Genomic DNA, 18504 nt, shown 5'->3' with positions numbered 1-18504 from the left:
CAAGACTCCTTGTACATTACTTCTTGTCGGTCTAGCCTGGCGGCATGACCGACGGAACCGGCAACCGGCGCCTCAGCGACCCGCGCGCCATGCGGGCGCTGGCCCACCCCACCCGGCTGCGGCTGCTCGGCGAGCTTCGCCTGCGCGGCCCGCAGACCGTAGGCATGCTGAGCGAGCGGACCGGGGAGGCGGTCGGGTCGGTCAGCTACCACGTCGGCAAGCTGGCCGAGCACGGCTTCGTGGCCGAGGCCCCCGAACTGGCCCGGGACCGGCGCGAACGGTGGTGGCGGGCCGCGCACGCCACCACCGACTGGGATCCCCTCGAACTGCTCGACGACCCCGAGCGCCGGCTCGCCGGCAACCTGCTGCGCCAGGCCGCCATGCAGCGCTACGTGGCCCGCTACCAGGCGTACCTGGAATCGGAGGCCGACCTCGACCCGGCCTGGGTCCGCGGCACCACGAGCAGCGACACGGTGCTGCACCTGACCCCCGACGAGCTGGTGGAGCTGCGGGACGAACTGTCCGAGCTGGGCCGGCGCTGGCGGGAACGCGGCGCCGCCGGCCGGCCCGGCGCGGAGATGGTCACGCTCATCTGGCAGGCGTACCGGGGGCCGCGGTGACCCGCGACCGCCGGCCGCTGGCCGGACTGCTGATCGGGCACGCCGTCTCGCTGACCGGCAACGTGCTCACGCTCATCGCGCTGCCGCTCTACGTGCTGGCCGAAACCGGCTCGCCGGGCGCCACCGGGCTGGCCGGCGCGTTCGCCACCGCGCCGGTGGTGCTCGGCGGCGCGTTCGGCGGCGTGCTCGTCGACCGGATCGGCTACCGGCGCTCCAGCGTGCTCGCCGACGTGGTCTCCGGCGTGACGATCGCCGCCGTACCCCTGTTGCACTCCACCGTCGGCCTGCCGTTCCCGGCGCTGCTGGCCCTGGTCTTCGTCAGCGGACTGCTCGACACGCCGGGGCAGACCGCGCGCACCGCGCTGCTGCCGGAGGCCGCGGCGGCGGCCGGGGTGCCGATCGAGCGGGCGGCCGGGTGGGAGGACGCGACCTCGCGCGGCGCCCGGATGATCGGCGCACCCCTGGCCGGCCTGCTGGTCGGCGTGTTCGGGGCGGTGCCGGTGCTGGCGCTGGACGCGGTGACGTTCGCCGTGTCGGCGCTCGTGGTGACACTGCTGGTGCCGCGTGGCCTGCGGCCGTCCGACGACGGGAGCGAGCCGGAGGCCGGCGGCTACTGGCGGCAGTTCGCCGCCGGGCTGCGCTTCCTGGTCCGCGAGCCGCTGCTGCGCGCCATGGTCCTGCTGGTGCTGGTGACGAACCTGTTCGACGCGGCCAAGAGCCAGGTGCTGCTGCCGGTGGTCGCCGAACGGGAACTCGGCGGGCCGGCCGCGTTCGGCCTGCTGGTGGGCGTCATGGGTGGTGGGGCGCTGGTCGGCTCGCTGGTGTTCAGCGCGATCGGGCACCGCCTGCCCCGCCGGGCCACATTCGTCACCGCGTACGCGCTGTGCGGCGCCCCACCGCTGTGGGCGCTCGCCGCCGCGCCGCCGCTGCCGGTGGTGGCCGCCGTGGTGGCGATGGCCGGGCTCGCCGCCGGCGCGCTCAACCCGCTGATGGGCGCGGTCCAGTTGGAGCGGGTGCCGCCGGCCATGCGGGCCCGGGTGTACGGCGTGATCGGCGCGGGCGCGTGGGCGGCCATGCCGGCCGGCGCGGTCGGCGCGGGATTCGCCGCGGACCGGTTCGGCCCGGCGTCCACACTGGTCGTGATGGGCGCCTGCTACCTGCTGGTGGTGCTGACGCCGCTGCTGGGCGGGCCGTGGCGGGACATGCGCCGGCCCACAGTGGTGCGGCAGCGCGAGCCCGAGCCCGCCTCGGAGCGCAGGCGGGAAACGCTCTCTTGACATCGACCGACTTCGTTCATACCTTCATCGAAGTCTATTTGTATGGTTTGTTTACCGTTGGGCGGGGCCGGCCGCCGTGACGGGAACAGCCACCATCCCCGCAGGAGGCGCCCCGTGCGCACCATCCGTACCCTCGCCGCCCTGGCGGTGACAGCGGTCGGCCTCACCACCGCCCTCACCGTCGTCCCCCACTCCCCCGCGATCGCCGCCCCCGGCGCGGTCACCTGGTCCGACGACTTCAACGGCCCCGCCGGCGCCGCGCCCGACGCGAGCAAGTGGCGCTACGACCTCGGTGGCGGCGGCTGGGGCAACAACGAGTTGCAGTACTACACCAACAGCACCCGCAACGCCGCGCTCGACGGCAACGGCAACCTGGTCATCACCGCCCGCCGGGAGAACCCGTCCGGCTACAACTGCTGGTACGGAAGCTGCCAGTACACCTCGGCCCGGCTGCTCACCAACGGCACGTTCGCCCAAGCGTACGGGCGGTTCGAGGCGCGCATCAAGGTCCCGCGTGGACAGGGCCTGTGGCCGGCGTTCTGGATGCTCGGCAACGACATCGGCACGAACCCGTGGCCCGGCAGCGGCGAGATCGACATCATGGAGAACGTCGGGTACGCGCCGTCGACCGTCTGGGGCACGCTGCACGGTCCCGGCTACTCCGGCGGCAGCGGCGTCGGCGCATCCACGTCGCTACCCGGCGGTCAGGCGCTCGCCGACGCCTTCCACACGTTCGCCGTGGACTGGGCGCCGGACTCGATCACCTGGTACCTCGACGGCGTGGCGTACTCCCGCAAGACGCCCGCCGACATCGGCGGCAACCGGTGGGTCTTCGACCACCCGTTCTTCATGATCATGAACGTGGCGGTCGGCGGCAACTGGCCCGGCTCGCCGGACGGCAGCACCACGTTCCCGCAGACCATGACCATCGACTACGTCCGGGTCCAGGCCTGGGACAACGGCGGCGGGGGCACCGGCGGCCAGATCACCGGGTACGGCAACAAGTGTGTCGACGTGGCCAGCGCCGGCACCGCGAACGGCACCCCGGTGCAGCTCTGGACGTGCAACGGCACCGCCGCCCAGCGCTGGAGCTGGAACACCGACGGCTCGGTACGCGCGCTCGGCAAGTGCCTCGACGTGGCCGCCGGGTCCACGGCGAGCGGCGCCAAGGTGCAGCTCTACGACTGCAACGGCACCGGCGCGCAGAAGTGGGTGTTCAGCGCGGCCGGCGACATCGTGAATCCCCAGGCCAACAAGTGCCTGGACGCCACCGGTCCCAGCTCGGCCGACGGCACCCGGCTGCAGATCTGGGACTGCACCGGCGCCGCCAACCAGAAGTGGCGCCGCTGACCGGCGTCCCGGCCCGGGGCGGGCGGCGCATCCGCCCGCCCCGCCCTCACCCGCCCCGGCGTCACCCGCACCCGCACCCGCGATCTTGCACTTTCGGCCCGAGTCGCGCCCCGAATGTCCCGTTCGCCCGGGCACAAAGTGCAAGATCGCGGGCATGGGGTGCGGCCGGCCCACCCGCCCCCTGCCCGGCCACCCGCACCAGCCACGCGTGTCCGGATTCCAGGATTCGCGGACCACATCCCGGAACTGCAGTAGATCTTGGTAGGAAAGGGCCCCCATAGGGACCCTTTCCTACCAAGATCTCCGGACCGCCCTCGGACGAGGCGCCCACGGCGGCCCGGCGGAACGAGCACCTCCCGGCAGCGCCCACGGCGGTGATCAAGGAGTTTGTGTCCGGATCGGGCGCGGATCGGGACACAAACTCCTTGATCACCGCGGAGAGCACGGGGAGATTCGCGGGGGTCAGAAGGGGGCGTCCACGGGTAGTCGGCGGACCTGGGTCAGGTAAGGATCCAGCTCGCCCACCTCGAACCGGCACGTGCCGATGACGTGCCAGAACTGGCCGCCCGGGTCACCGTCCAGCTTGTACCGGCCGTCCGGGCTCACCGCCGCCCATCCGTCCGGCAGCCCGATCAGCGTGGTCCGCAGCTGGGCGTGCTCCGGGTCGGCCACGTCCCACAGGCGTACCGTGCCGTCGTCACCGGCGCTGGCGAGCAGGCTGCTGTCCGGGCTGAAGTGCACCGACCAGACCCGCCGGGTGTGTGCCGCCAGCGTGCCGTGCAGCCGGCCGGTGACCGGGTCCCACAGCCGGATCACCAGGTCGTCGCCGGCGGTGGCGAGCAGGTTGCCGTCCGGGCTGAACGCGCACGACCAGAGGCGGCCGTCGTGTTCGGTGAGCACGACACGCGGCTGGCCGGTCTGCACGTCCCAGACCACGGCCGTGCCGTCGTTGCCGGCGCTGGCCAGCAGCGTGCCCTCGCTGTTGAAGCCGACCGAGTAGACCCGGTCGGTGTGGTGTTCCAGCGTCATCCGGCAGGTGGCGGTGGCGGCGTCCCACAGCCGTACCGTCTGGTCGTCGCAGCCGGTGGCGATGGTCTCGCCGTCGGGGCTGAACGCGACGGTGCGTACCCGGCCCCGGTGCGGGGTGAGCGTGGCGAAGTGCCGGCCGGTGCGGCGGTACCACAGGCGTACCGTGTCGTCGTCGTTGGCGGTGGCGAGCGCGTCGCCGTCGGGGCTGAACGCGACCGCCCAGACGTGGTCGGTGTCCACGTTGAGTTCGCGCTCGTCGGCTCCGGTGTCGGTGTTCCACAGGTGCACGCCGCCGTCGCCGCTGGGCGAGGCGACCAGCGGCTCCTCGGGGCAGAACACCACGGACAGCAGCCGGTCGGCGGGGCTGGCGAGCTGGCGCAGCAGGCGGCCGGTACGCGGTTCCCAGAGCCGGATCACGCCGTCGTTGCCGCAGGCGGCGAGCACTTCCCCGTCGTCGCGGAAGGACAGCGCGGTGACCCGCCGGCCGTGCCCGCGCAACGTGTGCTGGAGCTGCCCGGTGCGTACGTCCCACAGCCGGGTGGTGCCGTCGTTGCTGCTGGTGGCCACCTGGTTCTGGTCCGGCCGCCAGACCACCGGCCAGACCGAGCCGCGGTGCCGGGTCAGCTCGTGCCGGACCTGCCCGTCGTCGGTGTCCCAGAGCTGGATCGCGCCGTCGCTGGCGGCGGTGGCGAGCAGGCTGCCGTCGCCGTTGAACCGGACGCTGTAGATCGCGCCCCGCTGCCGCCCGAGCACCCGTACCGGCCGGCCGGTCTCGGTCTCCCACAGCCGCAGCGCGCCGTGCGTGTCGCCGGTGGCCATCAGCGTGCCGTCGGGGTGGATGTCGAGGGCGTACACGTCGGCCTCGTGGCCGCGCGGCGAGCGCAGCAGCTCGCCGTCGGCGGCCCGGCGGACCCAGACCCGGCCGTGCTGCCCGACCGCGGCCAGCAGCCGCCCGTCCGGCGTGTGCGCCAGCCGGTAGACGACTTCCGGCTCGCGCACCTCGAACGCCAGCCGGCCGGTGGGGATGTCCCAGCCGCGTACCGTGCCGCCGCTGTCGGCCACCACGACCCGCCGGCCGTCGGGGCTGAACGAGGTGCCCCAGATCGGCGCGGCGTGGCCGGGCCACTCGTGGCGCAGCCGGGCGGTGCGCGTGTCGTACAGCCGCACCACGCCGGCCGCGTCGCCCACCACCAGCCGGCCGCGGCGGCCGTCGGTCAGCAGCGGCCACACCCAGCCGGTGAAGACGTCCTCGATGACGTGCCGCACGTCGCCGTGGTCGGCGTCCCACAGCCGTACGGTGAGGTCGGCCGCGCCGGTGACGAGCTGGTGGGAGGCGGCGTCGTAGCGGACCGCGTACACCCGGGAGCGGTGTCCCTGGAGCGTGCGTACCGGCAGCCCGGTGGCGGTGTCGCAGAGCAGCACACCGCCGTCGTCGCTGCCGACCGCGAGCACCGCGCCGTCCGGGCTGTACGCCGCCGGCACCGGCAGCCGGCCCACCTCGAAGCCGTAGGCGACGCCCACCGCGGGCGGGGCCAGGCCCGGCGCGACCGGCCGGCCCGGCGCGACGACGGCGCCGCGCAGCTCCGGGGCGCGCAGCATCGCCGCGTCGGCGCTGACGTCGATCAGCGCGGTGCGGTGCCAGCTGCTGCCGCCCACGCGCGCGCCGCGCAGGTCGGTACGGAACAGCCGCGCCCCGGCCAGCTCCGCGTCGCGCAGGTCCGCCCCGGCGAGGCGGGCCTGGTCCAGGCGGGCGCCGCGCAGCCGGGCGTGTTCCAGCCGCGCCTCGGTCAGGTTCGTGGCGACCAGCCGCGCGTCGGTCAGGTCGGCGCCGGTGAGGTCGGCGCCGGCGAGTTCGCGGTGCGACAGGTCCTCGCCGCGCAGCACCGCGCCGCGCAGGTCGGCCCGGTCGGGCAGGCGCAGCCGGGCGGACAGCCGCAGCGCGTTGGCGCGCAGCGTCTCCCCCGCCGACTCGTCGCCGAGCACCCGAGCGGTCCAGGCGGTGCAGCGGGCCGGGTCGGCGAGGTCGCCGAGGAACTCGACGGCGAGCGCGGACAGCGACCGCACCGCCAGCGCGGCCGGTTCCTCGCCCCGGTTGATCTGCTCGGCGACGCCCTCGGCGACTAGCCATTCCATGACCGAGGTGTGGATGAACCCGAACAGTCCGTCGTCGGTGCGGACGAGCAGGCTGCCCGCGCCGACCGCGTGCGCCGCCTGCGGGCCGGACAGCCGCGAGTCGGCGCGCCCGGCGAGCTGGCCGGTGGACTCGGCCAGCTCGGCCAGGCGCAGGTACGCCTCGCCGCTCTCCCAGAGCTGGAACGCCAGCCGGCTCACCGCCTGCCACAGCTCGGGGCGGCGCAGGCTCACCGGCGCGCCGGGGATGCCCTGGGTGCGGCGCTCCTCGAAGTCCAGCCAGGACTCCAGGATCTCCCGGTACAGCGCGGCGGCGCTGAACGTGCCACCCGCGCCGGCGACCGCGGCGAGGCGCCCCTCGTCCAGGTTGGCGATGAAGCCGAGCATGCGCGGGTTGCGGGAGAGCCCGAGCAGGTCCTTCACGCCGGCCAGCAGGTCCATCCGCTCGCGGGCGGCCCGCTCGTCGCCGCCGTACCGGTTGCGCAGGAACGCCTCGATCTGCCCGGGGGTGAAGTCCTCCACGGCGAGCACGCGCCGGTGCGGCAGCAGGCCGACCCGTTCGCCGAGCGCGGTCAGCACCTGCGAGTTGGTCTTGAAGTGCTGGGTCCGGCTGCTCACCACGATCTTCGCGTTGCCCTCGGCGGCCTGCAGCAGCGTCTCCAGGTGGTCGGCCGCCCGGTCGTACGTGACCCGGGCGACCAGCTCGTCGAACCCGTCGAACAGCAGCACGATGCGGCCCTGGCGCAGCATGTAGCGGAACGCCTTGAGGTCGATCACCTGCTCGCCGTGATTCGCGAGGTGCGCGGCGACCAGGCCGTCCACGGAGTGTGCCTTGTCGAGCGCGCGCAGCTCGACCAGGATCGGGATCAGGTCGGGGGCTGCGGTGGGCAGCCGCCGGGCCACCTCGCGCAGCGCGAACGTCTTGCCCCGGCCGAAGTCGCCGAGCACCAGCACGAACCGGCCGTCCGGGGCGGAGACGGTCTCCAGCAGCTCGTCCACCACGTCGTCGCGGACGCGCTGGTCGGCGCCGACGAGGTGACGGTAGCGCTGCGGCACGTACTGCCCGGGCGGGTAGAGCCGGTCGGCCTGCAGCCGCGCGGTCTGCGCCGCGACGTAGTCGCGCAGGTCGAGCAGGCCCTGGAACTCGGTCAGGTGCAGTACGCGCACGCCCCGGCGCTGCGCCTCCTCGGCCAGCCCGCGCGGCACCCGGTCACCGTCGTAGACCAGTTCGGAGGCGATGTCCGGGTCGGTGGCGTGCACCCGGCGGGCGAAGACGTCCACGTCGGCGGCGGTGGGGGTGCCCACGTGCGCGCCGACGCGCTGCTGGCGGACCACGCCGTCGGCGCGGTAGCTGATGTAGAGGTGCGGCGGGTCGGTGTCGACGCGGCGTACCACCACCCGGTCGTAGCGGGCCTCGCAGACCTCGGCGAGCCGGTCCAGCAGGCGCTGCACCGGGGCGGCGGTGACCGCCACGCCCTGGGTGGCCCCCTCGACTGCGACCGGGCGGCGCGGGTCGGGCACCTGGGCCGGGCCGGCCGCGCCGAACGTCGCCTCGGCGTGCGGCCAGTTCACCGCCGTCAGCGCCCCGGAGTCGAGGCGGTCGTCGCGGCCGAGCACCCAGCGGGTCATCCCGTCGCCGCCGAGCCGCAGCACCTGCGCCCGGCCGTCGCGGGGCGCGGCGGCCAGCGGCACCACCGGGTCGACCCGGGCCGACGGCGCGGCGTCGGAGAGCAGCAGGTTGAGCATCGGGCCGACCAGCCGGTTGACCGCGCCGCGGTCGCGCAGCGACACCGGGTCCGGGGGCACCTCGTCGGCGTACGGGCTGCGCGGCCCCGGCGCGTGCGCCATCGCGCCCAGCCGCAGCCAGCCGGACTGCTGGTAGTGGCGCAGCCGCTGGGCGAACCAGCTGGACTGCGCCTCGCCGAGGAAGCCGTACCGGTCCTCCTCGCGGTGGGTGATGGCGATGGTGGAGTTCAGCCCGGCCACCACCACCCGCAGGTCCGGGACGGGGAACAGCGTCCAGGGCTGCTCGCTGTCGAAGATCCGGTCCTCGAGGCCCTGGTAGAGGTCGTCGAACAGGCGCGCGTAGTGCCGCCACTTCGGCCAGAACGGCGGCTGCGGGTCGACGTCGTCGGCCTCGCAGGTCGCGAAGTACGCGCGGCAGGCGGCCATCGTCACGTCGCGCGGGCCGGGCACCACGATCAGGCGGTGCGGCTCCAGCCCGAGCAGCACCCGCAGGCCGGTGAGGAAGCTCAGCGCGTCGGAGAACTCGCGCGGGCTGCCCGACTCGGTCAGGTTGCCGGCGACGACGAGCAGGTCCGGCCGGGGCACGCCGTCGTTCATCAGCAGCGTGAGGTCACCCATCAGGTGTTCCTGCACCTCGCCGGGGGTGACCGGCGCGCCGGGGGTGATCACGCCCCGGCCGAAGCGCGGCCCGGCGACCTGGAGCACGGTGACGGTGTCCCGGGCGGTCGGCGGCGCCACCGCGGCCGGCGGGAACGGCGGCGGGTTGATCGGGGTACGCCGGGCGCGGCGCGGCGCGGGCGCTCCGGCGGCGGGCGCGGCGAGCACCCCGTGCGGGTCGGCCGGGTGGTGCGGGAACGCCGGCTGCCGCATCGGTTTGGCCCGGCCGTCGAGCGCCTCCCGGATGCGGTCGAGCACCCGGTTGCGGGCCTGCGCCGGGTCGTCCACACCGACCAGGTCCACATAGGTGATGGTGGCGAGCAGCCCGTCGATCGGGCAGTCCTCGACGCGTACCGTGACGAGCTTGTTTCCGGTGCCGTCGGGGTCGGCGCGCAGCGCGGCCTGCCACTCCAGCTTGCCGTACGTGGAGTGCAGGTAGCGTTCGGACAGCACCGCCACCACGACCTCGGCCTCGCGGACGCCACGGTCCATGAAGTCGATGAAGTTGGTGCCGGCGACGAAGTCCCACGCCTGCAACAGTGTGCGGTAGCCGGCCGCCTCGAACTCCCACGCCAGCCACGTCGCCCAGCGCTCGTCGGCCGGTGAGTAACTGATGAAGAAGTCGATGGGGCGGTCGGACCGGGTGGGGTGCGCGCCTACAGCCACGTGGTCATTATGGCCACCGACGGTCAACAGATCGACACCCTCGGCAGCCCGGATCGGGCCCGCGTCGGGCTCCTGCCGCCACGCCCGCATGTGCGAGGATCATCACTCGTGGAGACCCCCGGCGATCCGCCGAACGCCGTGCCCGACCGTTCCCGCTGGGGCCGCCTGCACGTGCTGGACTGGATCGCGATCGGCCTGGCCGCGGTCGGGCTGGTGTGCGTGCTCACCGGGCTGCTGCCGCGCGCCGACGCCGAGGGCACGATGCGGCGGATCATCCCGATCCTGATCTTCCTCGGCACGGTGGTGGTGCTGGCCGAGCTGACCGCTGTGGCCGGGGTGTTCGACGCGCTCGCGACCCGGGTGGCGGTGACCGCGCGGGGCAGTTTCCGGGCCCTGTTCTGGCTCTGCGTCGGCTTCGCCTCGGTGACCACCATCGCGCTCAACCTGGACACCACGGCGGTGCTGCTCACGCCGGTGATGATCGCGCTGGCCCGGGCGCTGAACGTGCCGCCGACACCGCTGGCCATGACCACCGTGTGGCTGGCGAACACGGCCAGCCTGCTGCTGCCGGTGTCCAACCTGACGAACATCCTGGCCAGCGACCGGGTCGACCTGGACCCGGTGCCGTGGGCGGCCCGGATGTGGTGGCCGCAACTGGTCGCCGTGGCGGTCACCGCGCTGCTGCTGTGGTGGTGGTACTGGCGTCCGGCGCGCGCCGGGGCCGACCCGTTCGACCCGCCGCCGCCGTACGTGCCGCCGGACCGGGTGCTCTACCGCACCGCGCTCGCCGCCTGCCTGCTGTTCGTCGCGGGAATCCTCGCCGGGGTGGAGATCGGCGTCGCCTCCGGGGTGGCCGCCGCGATCCTGGTCGCCGGCTTCGCGGTACGGGCCCGGCACCGGTTGCGGCTCGCGCTGGTGCCGTGGCGGCTGCTGGTGTTCGTGACCGGGCTGTTCCTGGTGGTGCAGACCATCGGCCGGTACGGCCTGGACTCCGTGATGGGCACGCTCATCGGCACCGACCCGGGCGCTGAGGGCGCGCTGCGGGCGGGCGCGGTCGGCGCGCTGTTCAGCAACGCGGTGAACAACCTGCCCGCGTACCTGGCCGGCGAGGCGGTGATCGCGGCCGACCGGCACACCCAGTTGCTGGCGCTGCTGATCGGCACGAACGTGGGTCCGCTGGCCACGCCGTGGGCGTCGCTGGCGACACTGATCTGGTACGAGCGCTGCCGGGCCGCCGGGGTGGCCGTGCCGCTGGGCCGGTTCGTGGCCACCAGCGCCGCGCTCGCCGTGCTGGCCACCGCCGCCACCGTCACGGCGCTTCTTGTCGGTCCCGGCACCTAGCATCGCGTCCATGAGCAACCCGCCCGAGATCGTCCGCCGCTACTTCGCGCTCGCCGGCCAGGCCGACAAGGAGCCCTGGCTCGCGTTGTTCGCCGACGACGCGGTGGTCGAGGACGAGGGCCGCACCCACCGCGGGATCGGGGAGATCCGCGCCTGGCGCGACGGCACGCCGCTGGTGTCGTACGAGATCACCGACGTCGAGCAGACACCCGCCGGGACGGTCGTGACCGCCACGATCAGCGGTGACTTCCCCGGCAGCCCGTTCGCCGGGCTGCGGTTCCGGTTCGAGGAGTACGACGACACCCGCATCCGGCGACTGCGCATCGCACCCTGAGCCGGGGCGGGAAAACCGCTACGGCCCGGCCGCGGGCAGTGGCTACCGTGCCCGCATGACCGCCGATCCCACCCTGCGCTTCTACGCCGACCCGGAGGAGTTCCTCGCCGCCGCCGGGGCGTACCTGGCCGCCGACCCGGTGGTGAGCACCGTCGTCGCCAGCGTCACGCGCCGGATGGCGGCCCGCCGCGCCGAGGGCGTGGCGCTGCCCGAGGACGACTGGTGGCTGGTGGTGCGGGACGCCTCCGGGGCGGTGGTGGGCGCCGCGATGCGTACCGCGCCGTTCCCGCCGCGACCGGCGTTCCTGCTGCCGATGCCGCCGGAGGCCGCCGAGGCGCTGGCCCGCGCGTGGCACCGGCGCGGCGAGCGGGTCCGCGCGGTGAACGGCGCGCTGCCCGCCGCGCGCGCCTGCGCCGAGGAGGTCGCCCGGCTCGACGGCGGCCGGGTCGCTGTCGCCCAGCACACCCGGCTGCACGTGCTCGACCATCTCAGGCCGCCCGCGCCGGCGCCGGGCGCGTTGCGGACGGCCACCGCCGACGAGGTCGACCTGGTCGCCGCGTGGTTCGCCGCGTTCATGGCCGACGCCGACGAGCAGGCGGGCCGCCCGCGCGGCACGAGCGCCCACGAGACGCCCGACCGCGCCGATCTGCTGCGCCGCATCCGGGACGGCCGGGTCTGGTTCTGGACCGACGGGTCGGGCGCTCCGGTGCACCTGACCGCCGCCAACCCGCCGTCGTTCGGCGTGGCCCGGGTCGGTCCGGTCTACACGCCACCCGAGCAGCGCGGACGCGGCTGGGCCGGCAACGCGGTCGCCGAGGTCAGCCGGCTGCTCACGGCCGAGGGCGCGCGGGTGTGCCTGTTCACCGACCAGGCCAACCCGGTGTCGAACCGGCTCTACGCCGGCCTCGGTTTCCGGCCGGTGGTCGACATGGCCAACCTGGCCCTGGTCGACTGAGCCGACCTGGTCCCGACCGAGCCGACCTGGTCCCGGCCGACCGAGCGGGCTCCGGGTCAGCCGGTGAGGCCGAGCGCGGCCAGCCGGCGCGGATCGGCGATCACGTCCACGGCGGCGATCCGTCCGCCGGTGACGGTGAACGCCATCACCGACAGCGGGCGGTCCCCGGCGCTCACCAGCACCCCGGCGGCGCCGTTGACCAGCACCGGCCGGGTGTGCGGGAACAGCCGCCCGAACGTGGTGGCCTGCGCGGCCACCGTCGTCGCGCCGGTGAGCACGACCGTGTGGCGGGCGCGGGCGGTCCCCGCGTCGGAGCGCAGCACCACGTCCGGGTGCAGCACCGCGATCAGCGCGTCGAGGTCGCCGTCGCGGGCGGCGGCGAGGAAGGCGTCGACCACCGCCCGCTGCCGGGTGAGGTCGGGATCGGGGGTGGGCGCCTGTCCGCGTACCCGGCGGCGGGCCCGGCTGGCGAGCTGCCGGGCCGCCGCCGGTGAGCGGTCGACGAGCGGACCGATCTCGTCGAACGGCACCCCGAACATGTCGTGCAGCACGAACGCGAGCCGCTCGGCCGGGCTCAGCGTGTCCAGCACCACGAGCAACGCCAGCCCCACCGAGTCGGCGAGCACCGCGGCATGCGCCGGGTCGTCGGCGTCCACCACCGGGTCGGGCAGGCGTACGTCGAGGGGGTCCTCCCGGCGGGCGGCGCGGGACCGCAGCGCGTTGAGGCTGACCCGGGCGACCACTGTGGTGAGCCAGGCATCCAGGTTGTCCACGGAGGCCGGGTCGGTACGGGCCAGCCGCAGCCAGGTCTCCTGCACCGCGTCCTCGGCGTCGGTGAGCGAGCCGAGCAGCCGGTACGCGACAGCGCGCAGACGCGGCCGCTCCCGCTCGAACCGCTCCGCCAGCCCGTGGTCCATCACCTGAGCCTCCCTCTCCCGCACGTCGTCCCGACCCGCCACAACCGGCCGAGGTGACCGGAGGTGACCACCGTCACACCTGTCACGTCGACGGGTCGGCGCGGGTCGACGTGGCAGCACAGGCGACGGAGGGAAAGACGATGAACCCACAGATCCTGGTCACCGGCGGCACCGGCACGATCGGCCGGCACGTCGTACCGCTGCTGCGCGCCGCCGGGCATCCGGTGCGGGTGCTCAGCCGACGCGGCGGACGGTCCGGCGACGGCGTCACCCACGTGACCGCCGACCTGCTCACCGGCGCCGACCTCGGCCCCGCGCTGCGCGGGGTGTCCACGGTGCTGCACCTGGCCGGCGGCGCGAAGGGCGACGACCGCGCCACCGCCCACCTGGCCCGCGCCGCGCACCGGGCCGGTGTGGCGCACCTGGTGCAGATCTCCGTGACCGGCGCCGACCGGGTGCCGCTGGCCTGGATCCGGTCCAAGCTCGACGCCGAGCGCGCGGTGACGGACTCCGGCGTCCCGTGGACGGTGCTGCGCGCCGCGCAGGTGCACGACCTGGTGCTGACCATGCTGACGGCGATGACCCGGCTGCCGGTGGCACCGGTGCCGGGCGGGCTGCGGCTGGAGCCGGTCGACGCCGCCGAGGTGGCGGCGCGGCTGGCCGAGCTGACGCTGGGCGCACCGGCCGGGCTGGTGCCGGACCTGGCCGGGCCGGACACCCACGGCATCGGCGAGCTGCTGACCGGCTACCTGGCGGCCACCGGGAAGCGCCGGGCACGCCTGCCAGTCCGCATCCCCGGGCGGGCGGGCCGGGCGTACCGGGACGGCGCGAACCTCGCCCGGCCCGGTGCGGCGAGGGGCGTGCGGACCTGGACCGACTTCCTGGCCGACCGAAGGCCGGGGTAGCGCAGGTTCGTCTGCAGCGGATCGCGTCTCACCAGCCGACCGAGCCGAGACTGACCGGGGTGAGGCGGCGCACCTGCGGCTCGATCCACTGTGCCGCGGTGACCAGCTTGACCAGCCGGTCGATGGTCTCCGGCGGCCCGGCCACGAAACTGCGCCGGTCCGCCGGGCAGCCGTACCGGTCGTCGAACGTGCCGCCGTCGAGCGCGCGTACCGCCATGCCGGCCTCGGCGGCCAGCAGCATCCCGGCGGGCAGATCGACCGCCTCGGGGCGGTAGCCGACGATGCCGTCGATGTCGCCGCGGGCCAGCATCACCCAGGACAGCAGCGGCGCCCACAGTTGCAGCACCCGCCGCGCGGTGGTGTCGAGCACCACCTTCAGCGCCCGGGCGGTGCTGTCGTCCCGGCGTACCTCGTGCCCCTGGGTCCAGGCCAGCACCGGCGCGGCCGGCACCGGCCGGTGCGCGGCGCGCAGCGGACGGGCGGCCGGGCCGGAGGGGTGCACGAACGCGCCCCGGCCGCGCACCGCCGACCAGGTACGGCCGGCGACCGGGTCGTGGACCACGCCGAGCACCGGCGAGCCGTTGTCGCACAGGGCGATCCCGACCACGTACGCGGGCAGTCCGATCGCCACGTTGTTGGTGCCGTCGAGCGGGTCGACCAGCCAGGCGAAGGCGGTGTCCGGGGCGTACTCGCCGCCCTCCTCGGCGATCACGCCGTGCTCCGGCCAGCGGGCCCGGATCCGGTCGACGATCAGCCGCTCGGCGGCCAGGTCGAGGTCGGTGACGAGGTCGCCGGTGTCGTTCTTGGCCCGGGCGCGCACCTCCCCCCGGGTGCCCCGGCGCAGCAGCCGGCCCGCCGCCTGGGCGGCCTCCACCGCGAACCGGTGCGCCTCGCGCAGGTCGGGCCCGCCTCTGCTCGGCTCCACGTCCATGGCTCCTCCAGCCAGTCAGCCCCGTGCCACCAGTCGCGCGATCTGCCGCGCCATCCGCGCGGTCTCCGCCGCGTCGCAGCGGTCCCGGCGTACCCGGTGGCTGCGCCCGTCCACCGCGCCGAGGCTGAGGTCGCACGCGCCGGGAGTGGTCCGGCCGAGCGCCACTGTCACCGCCGGCTCACCGGCGTCGACCTCCGAGGTGTGGAAGCCGCCGGCGCGCAGCGCGTACGAGTCGCCGGCCGAGTGCGTCTCCACGGTGGCGGTCATCGCGGTGACCAGCCGGTCGGTGGCGGCCATCTCGTCCACCTCGCCGAGGCTGCGCACCTCGTAGACCCGCCAGGCCGGGTCGGCCGGCGCGTCGTCGACCTCGATCAGCTCGTTGCGCACGGTGCCGTGCAGCACGTGGCTGAGCAGGTCCCAGCTGTGCGAGTGCATGGTGGAGGTGGTCGGGCGCACCGGCGGCGGGTCGGCGGGCCAGGCGTGCACGCAGACGCCGTCCGGGCCGTCGCGTTCCACCGGCAGGCAGGTGAAGCCGAGCGGGTGCCGGACCGCGCGCAGCGACCGCCGCCCCTCGGCGACGTCGTCGAGCACGTCCAGCGCCCAGCCGCGTAGGAGCTCCGGCCGGGTGCCCCGGTCGATCTCCCGTTCGAGGTCGGCGTAACTGGTCATGAGTAGGGGTTCCTCGCCTGGACGGCCTTGCCGATGATGTCGGCGACCTCGCGGTCGCCGAAGGACCGGGGCAGCGTCAGGCCGAGGGCGGTGAACAACCGCCGTACCTGCTCGACCGACGGCTCGTCGTCGAGCTTGACCTGGGCCGCCGCCTCGATCGGCACGCGCCGGCTCTGCCGGCGGCTGTAGTCCAGCTCGATGTTGAAACGGTTGTAGTAGACCTCGCCGCGGTCGATGCGCAGCGCGGGCGTCTGCGGGTTCTCCTGGGTGACGACGACGCAGGAGGAGGAGAGGTCGTAGCGGAACGTGGTCATCTGCGCGGAGAGCCGCACGTCGACAGTGAGCAGGCCGGAGCGTTGCAGGTGCCAGCAGGCGGCCAGCACCGTCGCGTACGACTCCTTGCGGGTGCGGTCGACGGTCCACGGCTCGCCCGGCGCGTCCGGGTCGAGGCTGCGCCGGAACCGCGCGTACCGCTCGCAGACCTCCTCGTCGGTCGGGTCGATGATCTCGATCGCGACGGTGAGCGTGGCGTTGCGCCGCCGGGCGTGTTCCAGGCAGTCCGGCAGCGTGACCGCGCGCAGGAAGGTGCCGGTGCCGCCCTTGAAGCTCCACTGGTCGGTGTGCCGCCGGGCCTCGGCGAGCGCCTGCCCGACCTCGCTGCCGTGCAGCACCCGCACCATGGAGACGCTGTCGATGGCCTCGCGGGCCCGGTTCAGCGCGCCCTCCGGGCCGGTGATCTCCCGCATCTGCGGCACCAGTTCGGTGAGCCGGTCGCGGGTGTCCACGATGACCTGGCGGATCTCCCGCTCGGTGGTGCGCCGGCGCAGCCGGTCCCGCAGCACCGCCTGCGCGAGCAGGCCCAGCACCAGCAGGATCGCGCTGTTGACGACCTCCTGGCTGACCGCGTCGTTGGTCAGGCCGAGCACGGCGACCGTGAGGGCCAGGACGAGACCGATGAACGCGTCGAGGTTGGTCACGACCCAGGCGAGCAGGCGCGTCATGACATCCCCCGGTCGACGACGGAACCTCCATGATAGCCCGCTGTCAATGTCACCATCACACCCTGTTTCCGGCCGGCGGCGGCTGCCGGCGGGCGGCGCAGATCAGCGAGCCGCCGAGCCCGGGCGCGGCGCGGGCCAGCCGCCGCGACGCCACCCACCGCCCGCCGGGCAGCCGCCAGCCGACCTCGTTGGAGCGCAGGGCCACCGGCGTGAACCCGGCCCGGCGCAGCGTGCGGCGCAGCAGCGAGGCGGTGAACGGGCGGATGTGCAGCCACAGATAGGGGTGCAGCGGGTCGACCTGGCGTGGCGCGCGGCCGGCGAGGAACGCCAGCCGGTCCTGCACCGGCGCCAGGTTCGGGGTGGTGAGCACCAGCAGCCCGTCCGGCGCCAGCACCCGGTGACACTCCCGCAGCAGCGCCAGCGGGTCGTACACGTGCTCGATCAGCTCCCCGGCGAGCAGCCCGGCGAAGCTGCCGGCGCGGAACGGCAGCCCGCGGGTGGCGTCCAGGCAGACCGGCAGCGCCCGGCCGCCGGTCACCGCGCGCGCCGCGCCCAGCGCCGCCTCGGCCATGTCGGCGAGCACGAGCGGGCCGGGCAGCGCCGCCGGGTCGAGCATGCCGCGCGGTCCGCAGCCCAGTTCCAGCACCGGCCCGCCGCCGGTCACCCCCTCGGTCACCAGCCGGGCCGCGACCGCGCGGCGCACCCTGTGGTACGGGTCGTCGACGTACCCGTCGACCTCCGCGCCGTCGTGGTAGCGGCGGTGGTTGGCGTGCCGGCCGTGCGCCTGCGCGCGGTGCGACGACGTCCCGGTCGGCGGCTCGGCCATCACCCCTCCAGAGCGGACGCCGGCCCCGTCGGCGGCGTCCGCTCCAAGCCTCGCACCGGTCACGCCCGGCGGCGCGCATCCGGTCCGTGATGCGCGCGCCCGGTACGTCAGATCGCCCGCGCCCAGTCCAGCCGGGTGCTGTCGTCGTACTCGTCGCCGGGTATCCACCACTGCTCGCCGAAACCGCTGGTGGACACGATGATGTTGCCGCCGTCGGGGTACTCGTTCTCCGGCGGGATCGACAGCGCGGCGCAGTAGCGGCCGTCCGGGGAGAACACCGGGGACAGGTAGAACCGGGGTTCGTCGGTGAGCTTCTTCAGCCCGGTCCCGTTGATCCGCACCGAGGCGAGGGACTGGTTGAGCGTCTCCAGGTCCGGATACCAGCGGTCGGTGCAGAACACCACGCGCCCGGAGTCGGGCATGAAGACCGGCGAGCCGAACCGCTCGCCGGCCAGCGGTGTGTAGATCGGCCGCGCCCTGCCGGTCGCCAGGTCCAGCACGCGCAGCTGCGGCCCCTCGGAACGGCTGCGCCACCGCAGGGCGATCGAGGAGCCGTCCCGGGACCAGTCCGGGTCGGCCATGGCGTGCCCCTCGACCAGCACCCGGGTGGCACCGGTCGCCACGTCGACGGCGATCAGCCGGTCGTTGTCCTGCCCGGTGACCAGCGCGATCTCGGTGCCGTCCGGCGACCAGGTCGGCGCGCCGTAGCGGACGCCGAACGGGTCGGCGAGCAGCGTGCGCTTCTGGCCGGTGGTCCGGTCGTACACCGCGACGAACGGCTCCAGCGTGCCGTCGCCGGAGCGGGCCGTGTTGACCCAGGCCACGTACCGGCCGTCGGGCGAGGTCTTGGCGTGGTCCCCGTTCGGCAGCAGCTCCCGCGGCGTGGTGCGGCCCGGGTCGACCTGGAGCACACCCCAGCCGACGCTGACCAGCCACGGCCCGTTGACCGGCTCGGCGGCGGCCGCGCCGTGGGACGTGGCGGCCAGCCCGGTCGCGGCGGCCAGCCCGGTCAACGCGGCGGTACGCAGCAGGGCACGACGATTCAACGCTGTCATTCGACAACCCCCGTGAGAGACGTGGCCCCCACCCTCCCGAGTGGATCGACCGACGGGAATCGGGCGAGCGGCCGCTTCACGTTCGGCTGCTCGTC

At 74.7% G+C, this 18504-nt stretch carries 14 protein-coding genes; 7 read left to right on the top strand and 7 right to left on the bottom strand.

What is annotated here, in order from left to right; all coding sequences use genetic code 11:
* Positions 1–44: 44 nt before the first annotated feature.
* The 3 genes from A8711_RS15595 (at position 45) to A8711_RS15585 (ending at position 3247) form a co-directional block, all read left to right on the top strand.
* On the top strand, positions 45–620 hold the full coding sequence (locus tag A8711_RS15595; RefSeq protein ID WP_069088612.1) for a helix-turn-helix domain-containing protein: 576 nt from the start codon (positions 45–47) through the stop codon (positions 618–620).
* Positions 617–1897, top strand: a complete 1281-nt coding sequence (locus tag A8711_RS15590) for an MFS transporter (RefSeq protein ID WP_069088611.1) — start codon at positions 617–619, stop codon at positions 1895–1897. Before A8711_RS15595 ends, A8711_RS15590 begins: the two co-directional genes overlap by 4 nt.
* Positions 1898–2011: 114 nt before the next feature.
* Positions 2012–3247, top strand: coding sequence for a glycoside hydrolase family 16 protein (locus A8711_RS15585; RefSeq protein WP_069088610.1), 1236 nt, complete (start codon positions 2012–2014; stop codon positions 3245–3247).
* A gap of 462 nt (positions 3248–3709) precedes the next feature.
* Here the strand turns inward: A8711_RS15585 and A8711_RS15580 are convergent, their stop codons facing one another.
* Entirely contained in the window at positions 3710–9475 is a 5766-nt protein-coding gene (locus A8711_RS15580; protein ID WP_069088609.1) for a TIR domain-containing protein, read from the bottom strand.
* 108 nt (positions 9476–9583) lie between these two features.
* On the opposite strand from A8711_RS15580, the gene A8711_RS15575 reads away from it, so the two are divergent.
* From A8711_RS15575 to A8711_RS15565, 3 genes are read left to right on the top strand one after another with little or no spacing between them, the layout of a single operon-like run.
* Complete coding sequence (locus tag A8711_RS15575; RefSeq protein WP_069088608.1) at positions 9584–10816, top strand: SLC13 family permease; 1233 nt, start codon at positions 9584–9586, stop codon at positions 10814–10816.
* 10 nt (positions 10817–10826) lie between these two features.
* On the top strand, positions 10827–11150 hold the full coding sequence (locus A8711_RS15570; protein WP_043323765.1) for a nuclear transport factor 2 family protein: 324 nt from the start codon (positions 10827–10829) through the stop codon (positions 11148–11150).
* A gap of 55 nt (positions 11151–11205) precedes the next feature.
* Positions 11206–12105: a GNAT family N-acetyltransferase gene (locus tag A8711_RS15565; RefSeq protein ID WP_069088607.1), complete on the top strand. Its 900-nt coding sequence runs from the start codon at positions 11206–11208 to the stop codon at positions 12103–12105.
* Positions 12106–12161: 56 nt separating this feature from the next.
* Here the strand turns inward: A8711_RS15565 and sigJ are convergent, their stop codons facing one another.
* Positions 12162–13022 (bottom strand): RNA polymerase sigma factor SigJ, encoded by an 861-nt coding sequence (sigJ, locus tag A8711_RS15560; protein ID WP_069088606.1) that lies wholly within the window; start codon positions 13020–13022, stop codon positions 12162–12164.
* A 140-nt stretch (positions 13023–13162) separates the two neighbouring features.
* Between sigJ and A8711_RS15555 the strand changes: the two genes are divergently transcribed.
* Positions 13163–13927, top strand: a complete 765-nt coding sequence (locus A8711_RS15555; protein WP_069088605.1) for an SDR family oxidoreductase — start codon at positions 13163–13165, stop codon at positions 13925–13927.
* A gap of 28 nt (positions 13928–13955) precedes the next feature.
* On the opposite strand, the gene A8711_RS15550 is transcribed toward A8711_RS15555, so the two are convergent.
* From A8711_RS15550 to A8711_RS15530, 5 genes are all read right to left on the bottom strand, one after another.
* Entirely contained in the window at positions 13956–14858 is a 903-nt protein-coding gene (locus A8711_RS15550) for an inositol monophosphatase family protein (RefSeq protein ID WP_064445831.1), read from the bottom strand.
* 15 nt (positions 14859–14873) lie between these two features.
* Positions 14874–15527: a hypothetical protein gene (locus A8711_RS15545; protein ID WP_069088604.1), complete on the bottom strand. Its 654-nt coding sequence runs from the start codon at positions 15525–15527 to the stop codon at positions 14874–14876.
* Positions 15524–16528, bottom strand: coding sequence for a hypothetical protein (locus tag A8711_RS15540; RefSeq protein WP_064445829.1), 1005 nt, complete (start codon positions 16526–16528; stop codon positions 15524–15526). Before A8711_RS15540 ends, A8711_RS15545 begins: the two co-directional genes overlap by 4 nt.
* A gap of 55 nt (positions 16529–16583) precedes the next feature.
* Positions 16584–17354 (bottom strand): class I SAM-dependent methyltransferase, encoded by a 771-nt coding sequence (locus A8711_RS15535; RefSeq protein ID WP_064445828.1) that lies wholly within the window; start codon positions 17352–17354, stop codon positions 16584–16586.
* A gap of 107 nt (positions 17355–17461) precedes the next feature.
* Positions 17462–18409 carry an LpqB family beta-propeller domain-containing protein gene (locus tag A8711_RS15530; RefSeq protein ID WP_069088603.1) on the bottom strand — a complete coding sequence of 316 codons (948 nt, stop codon included), beginning with the start codon at positions 18407–18409 and terminating at the stop codon, positions 17462–17464.
* Between the last annotated feature and the right edge of the window lie 95 nt (positions 18410–18504).

This window comes from Micromonospora sp. II, assembly GCF_001709195.1.
GTDB classification, from domain to species: Bacteria; Actinomycetota; Actinomycetes; order Mycobacteriales; family Micromonosporaceae; genus Micromonospora; species Micromonospora chalcea.
Note: the sequence above shows the minus strand (reverse complement) of the source record. Positions and strands in the feature narration are given on the sequence as shown.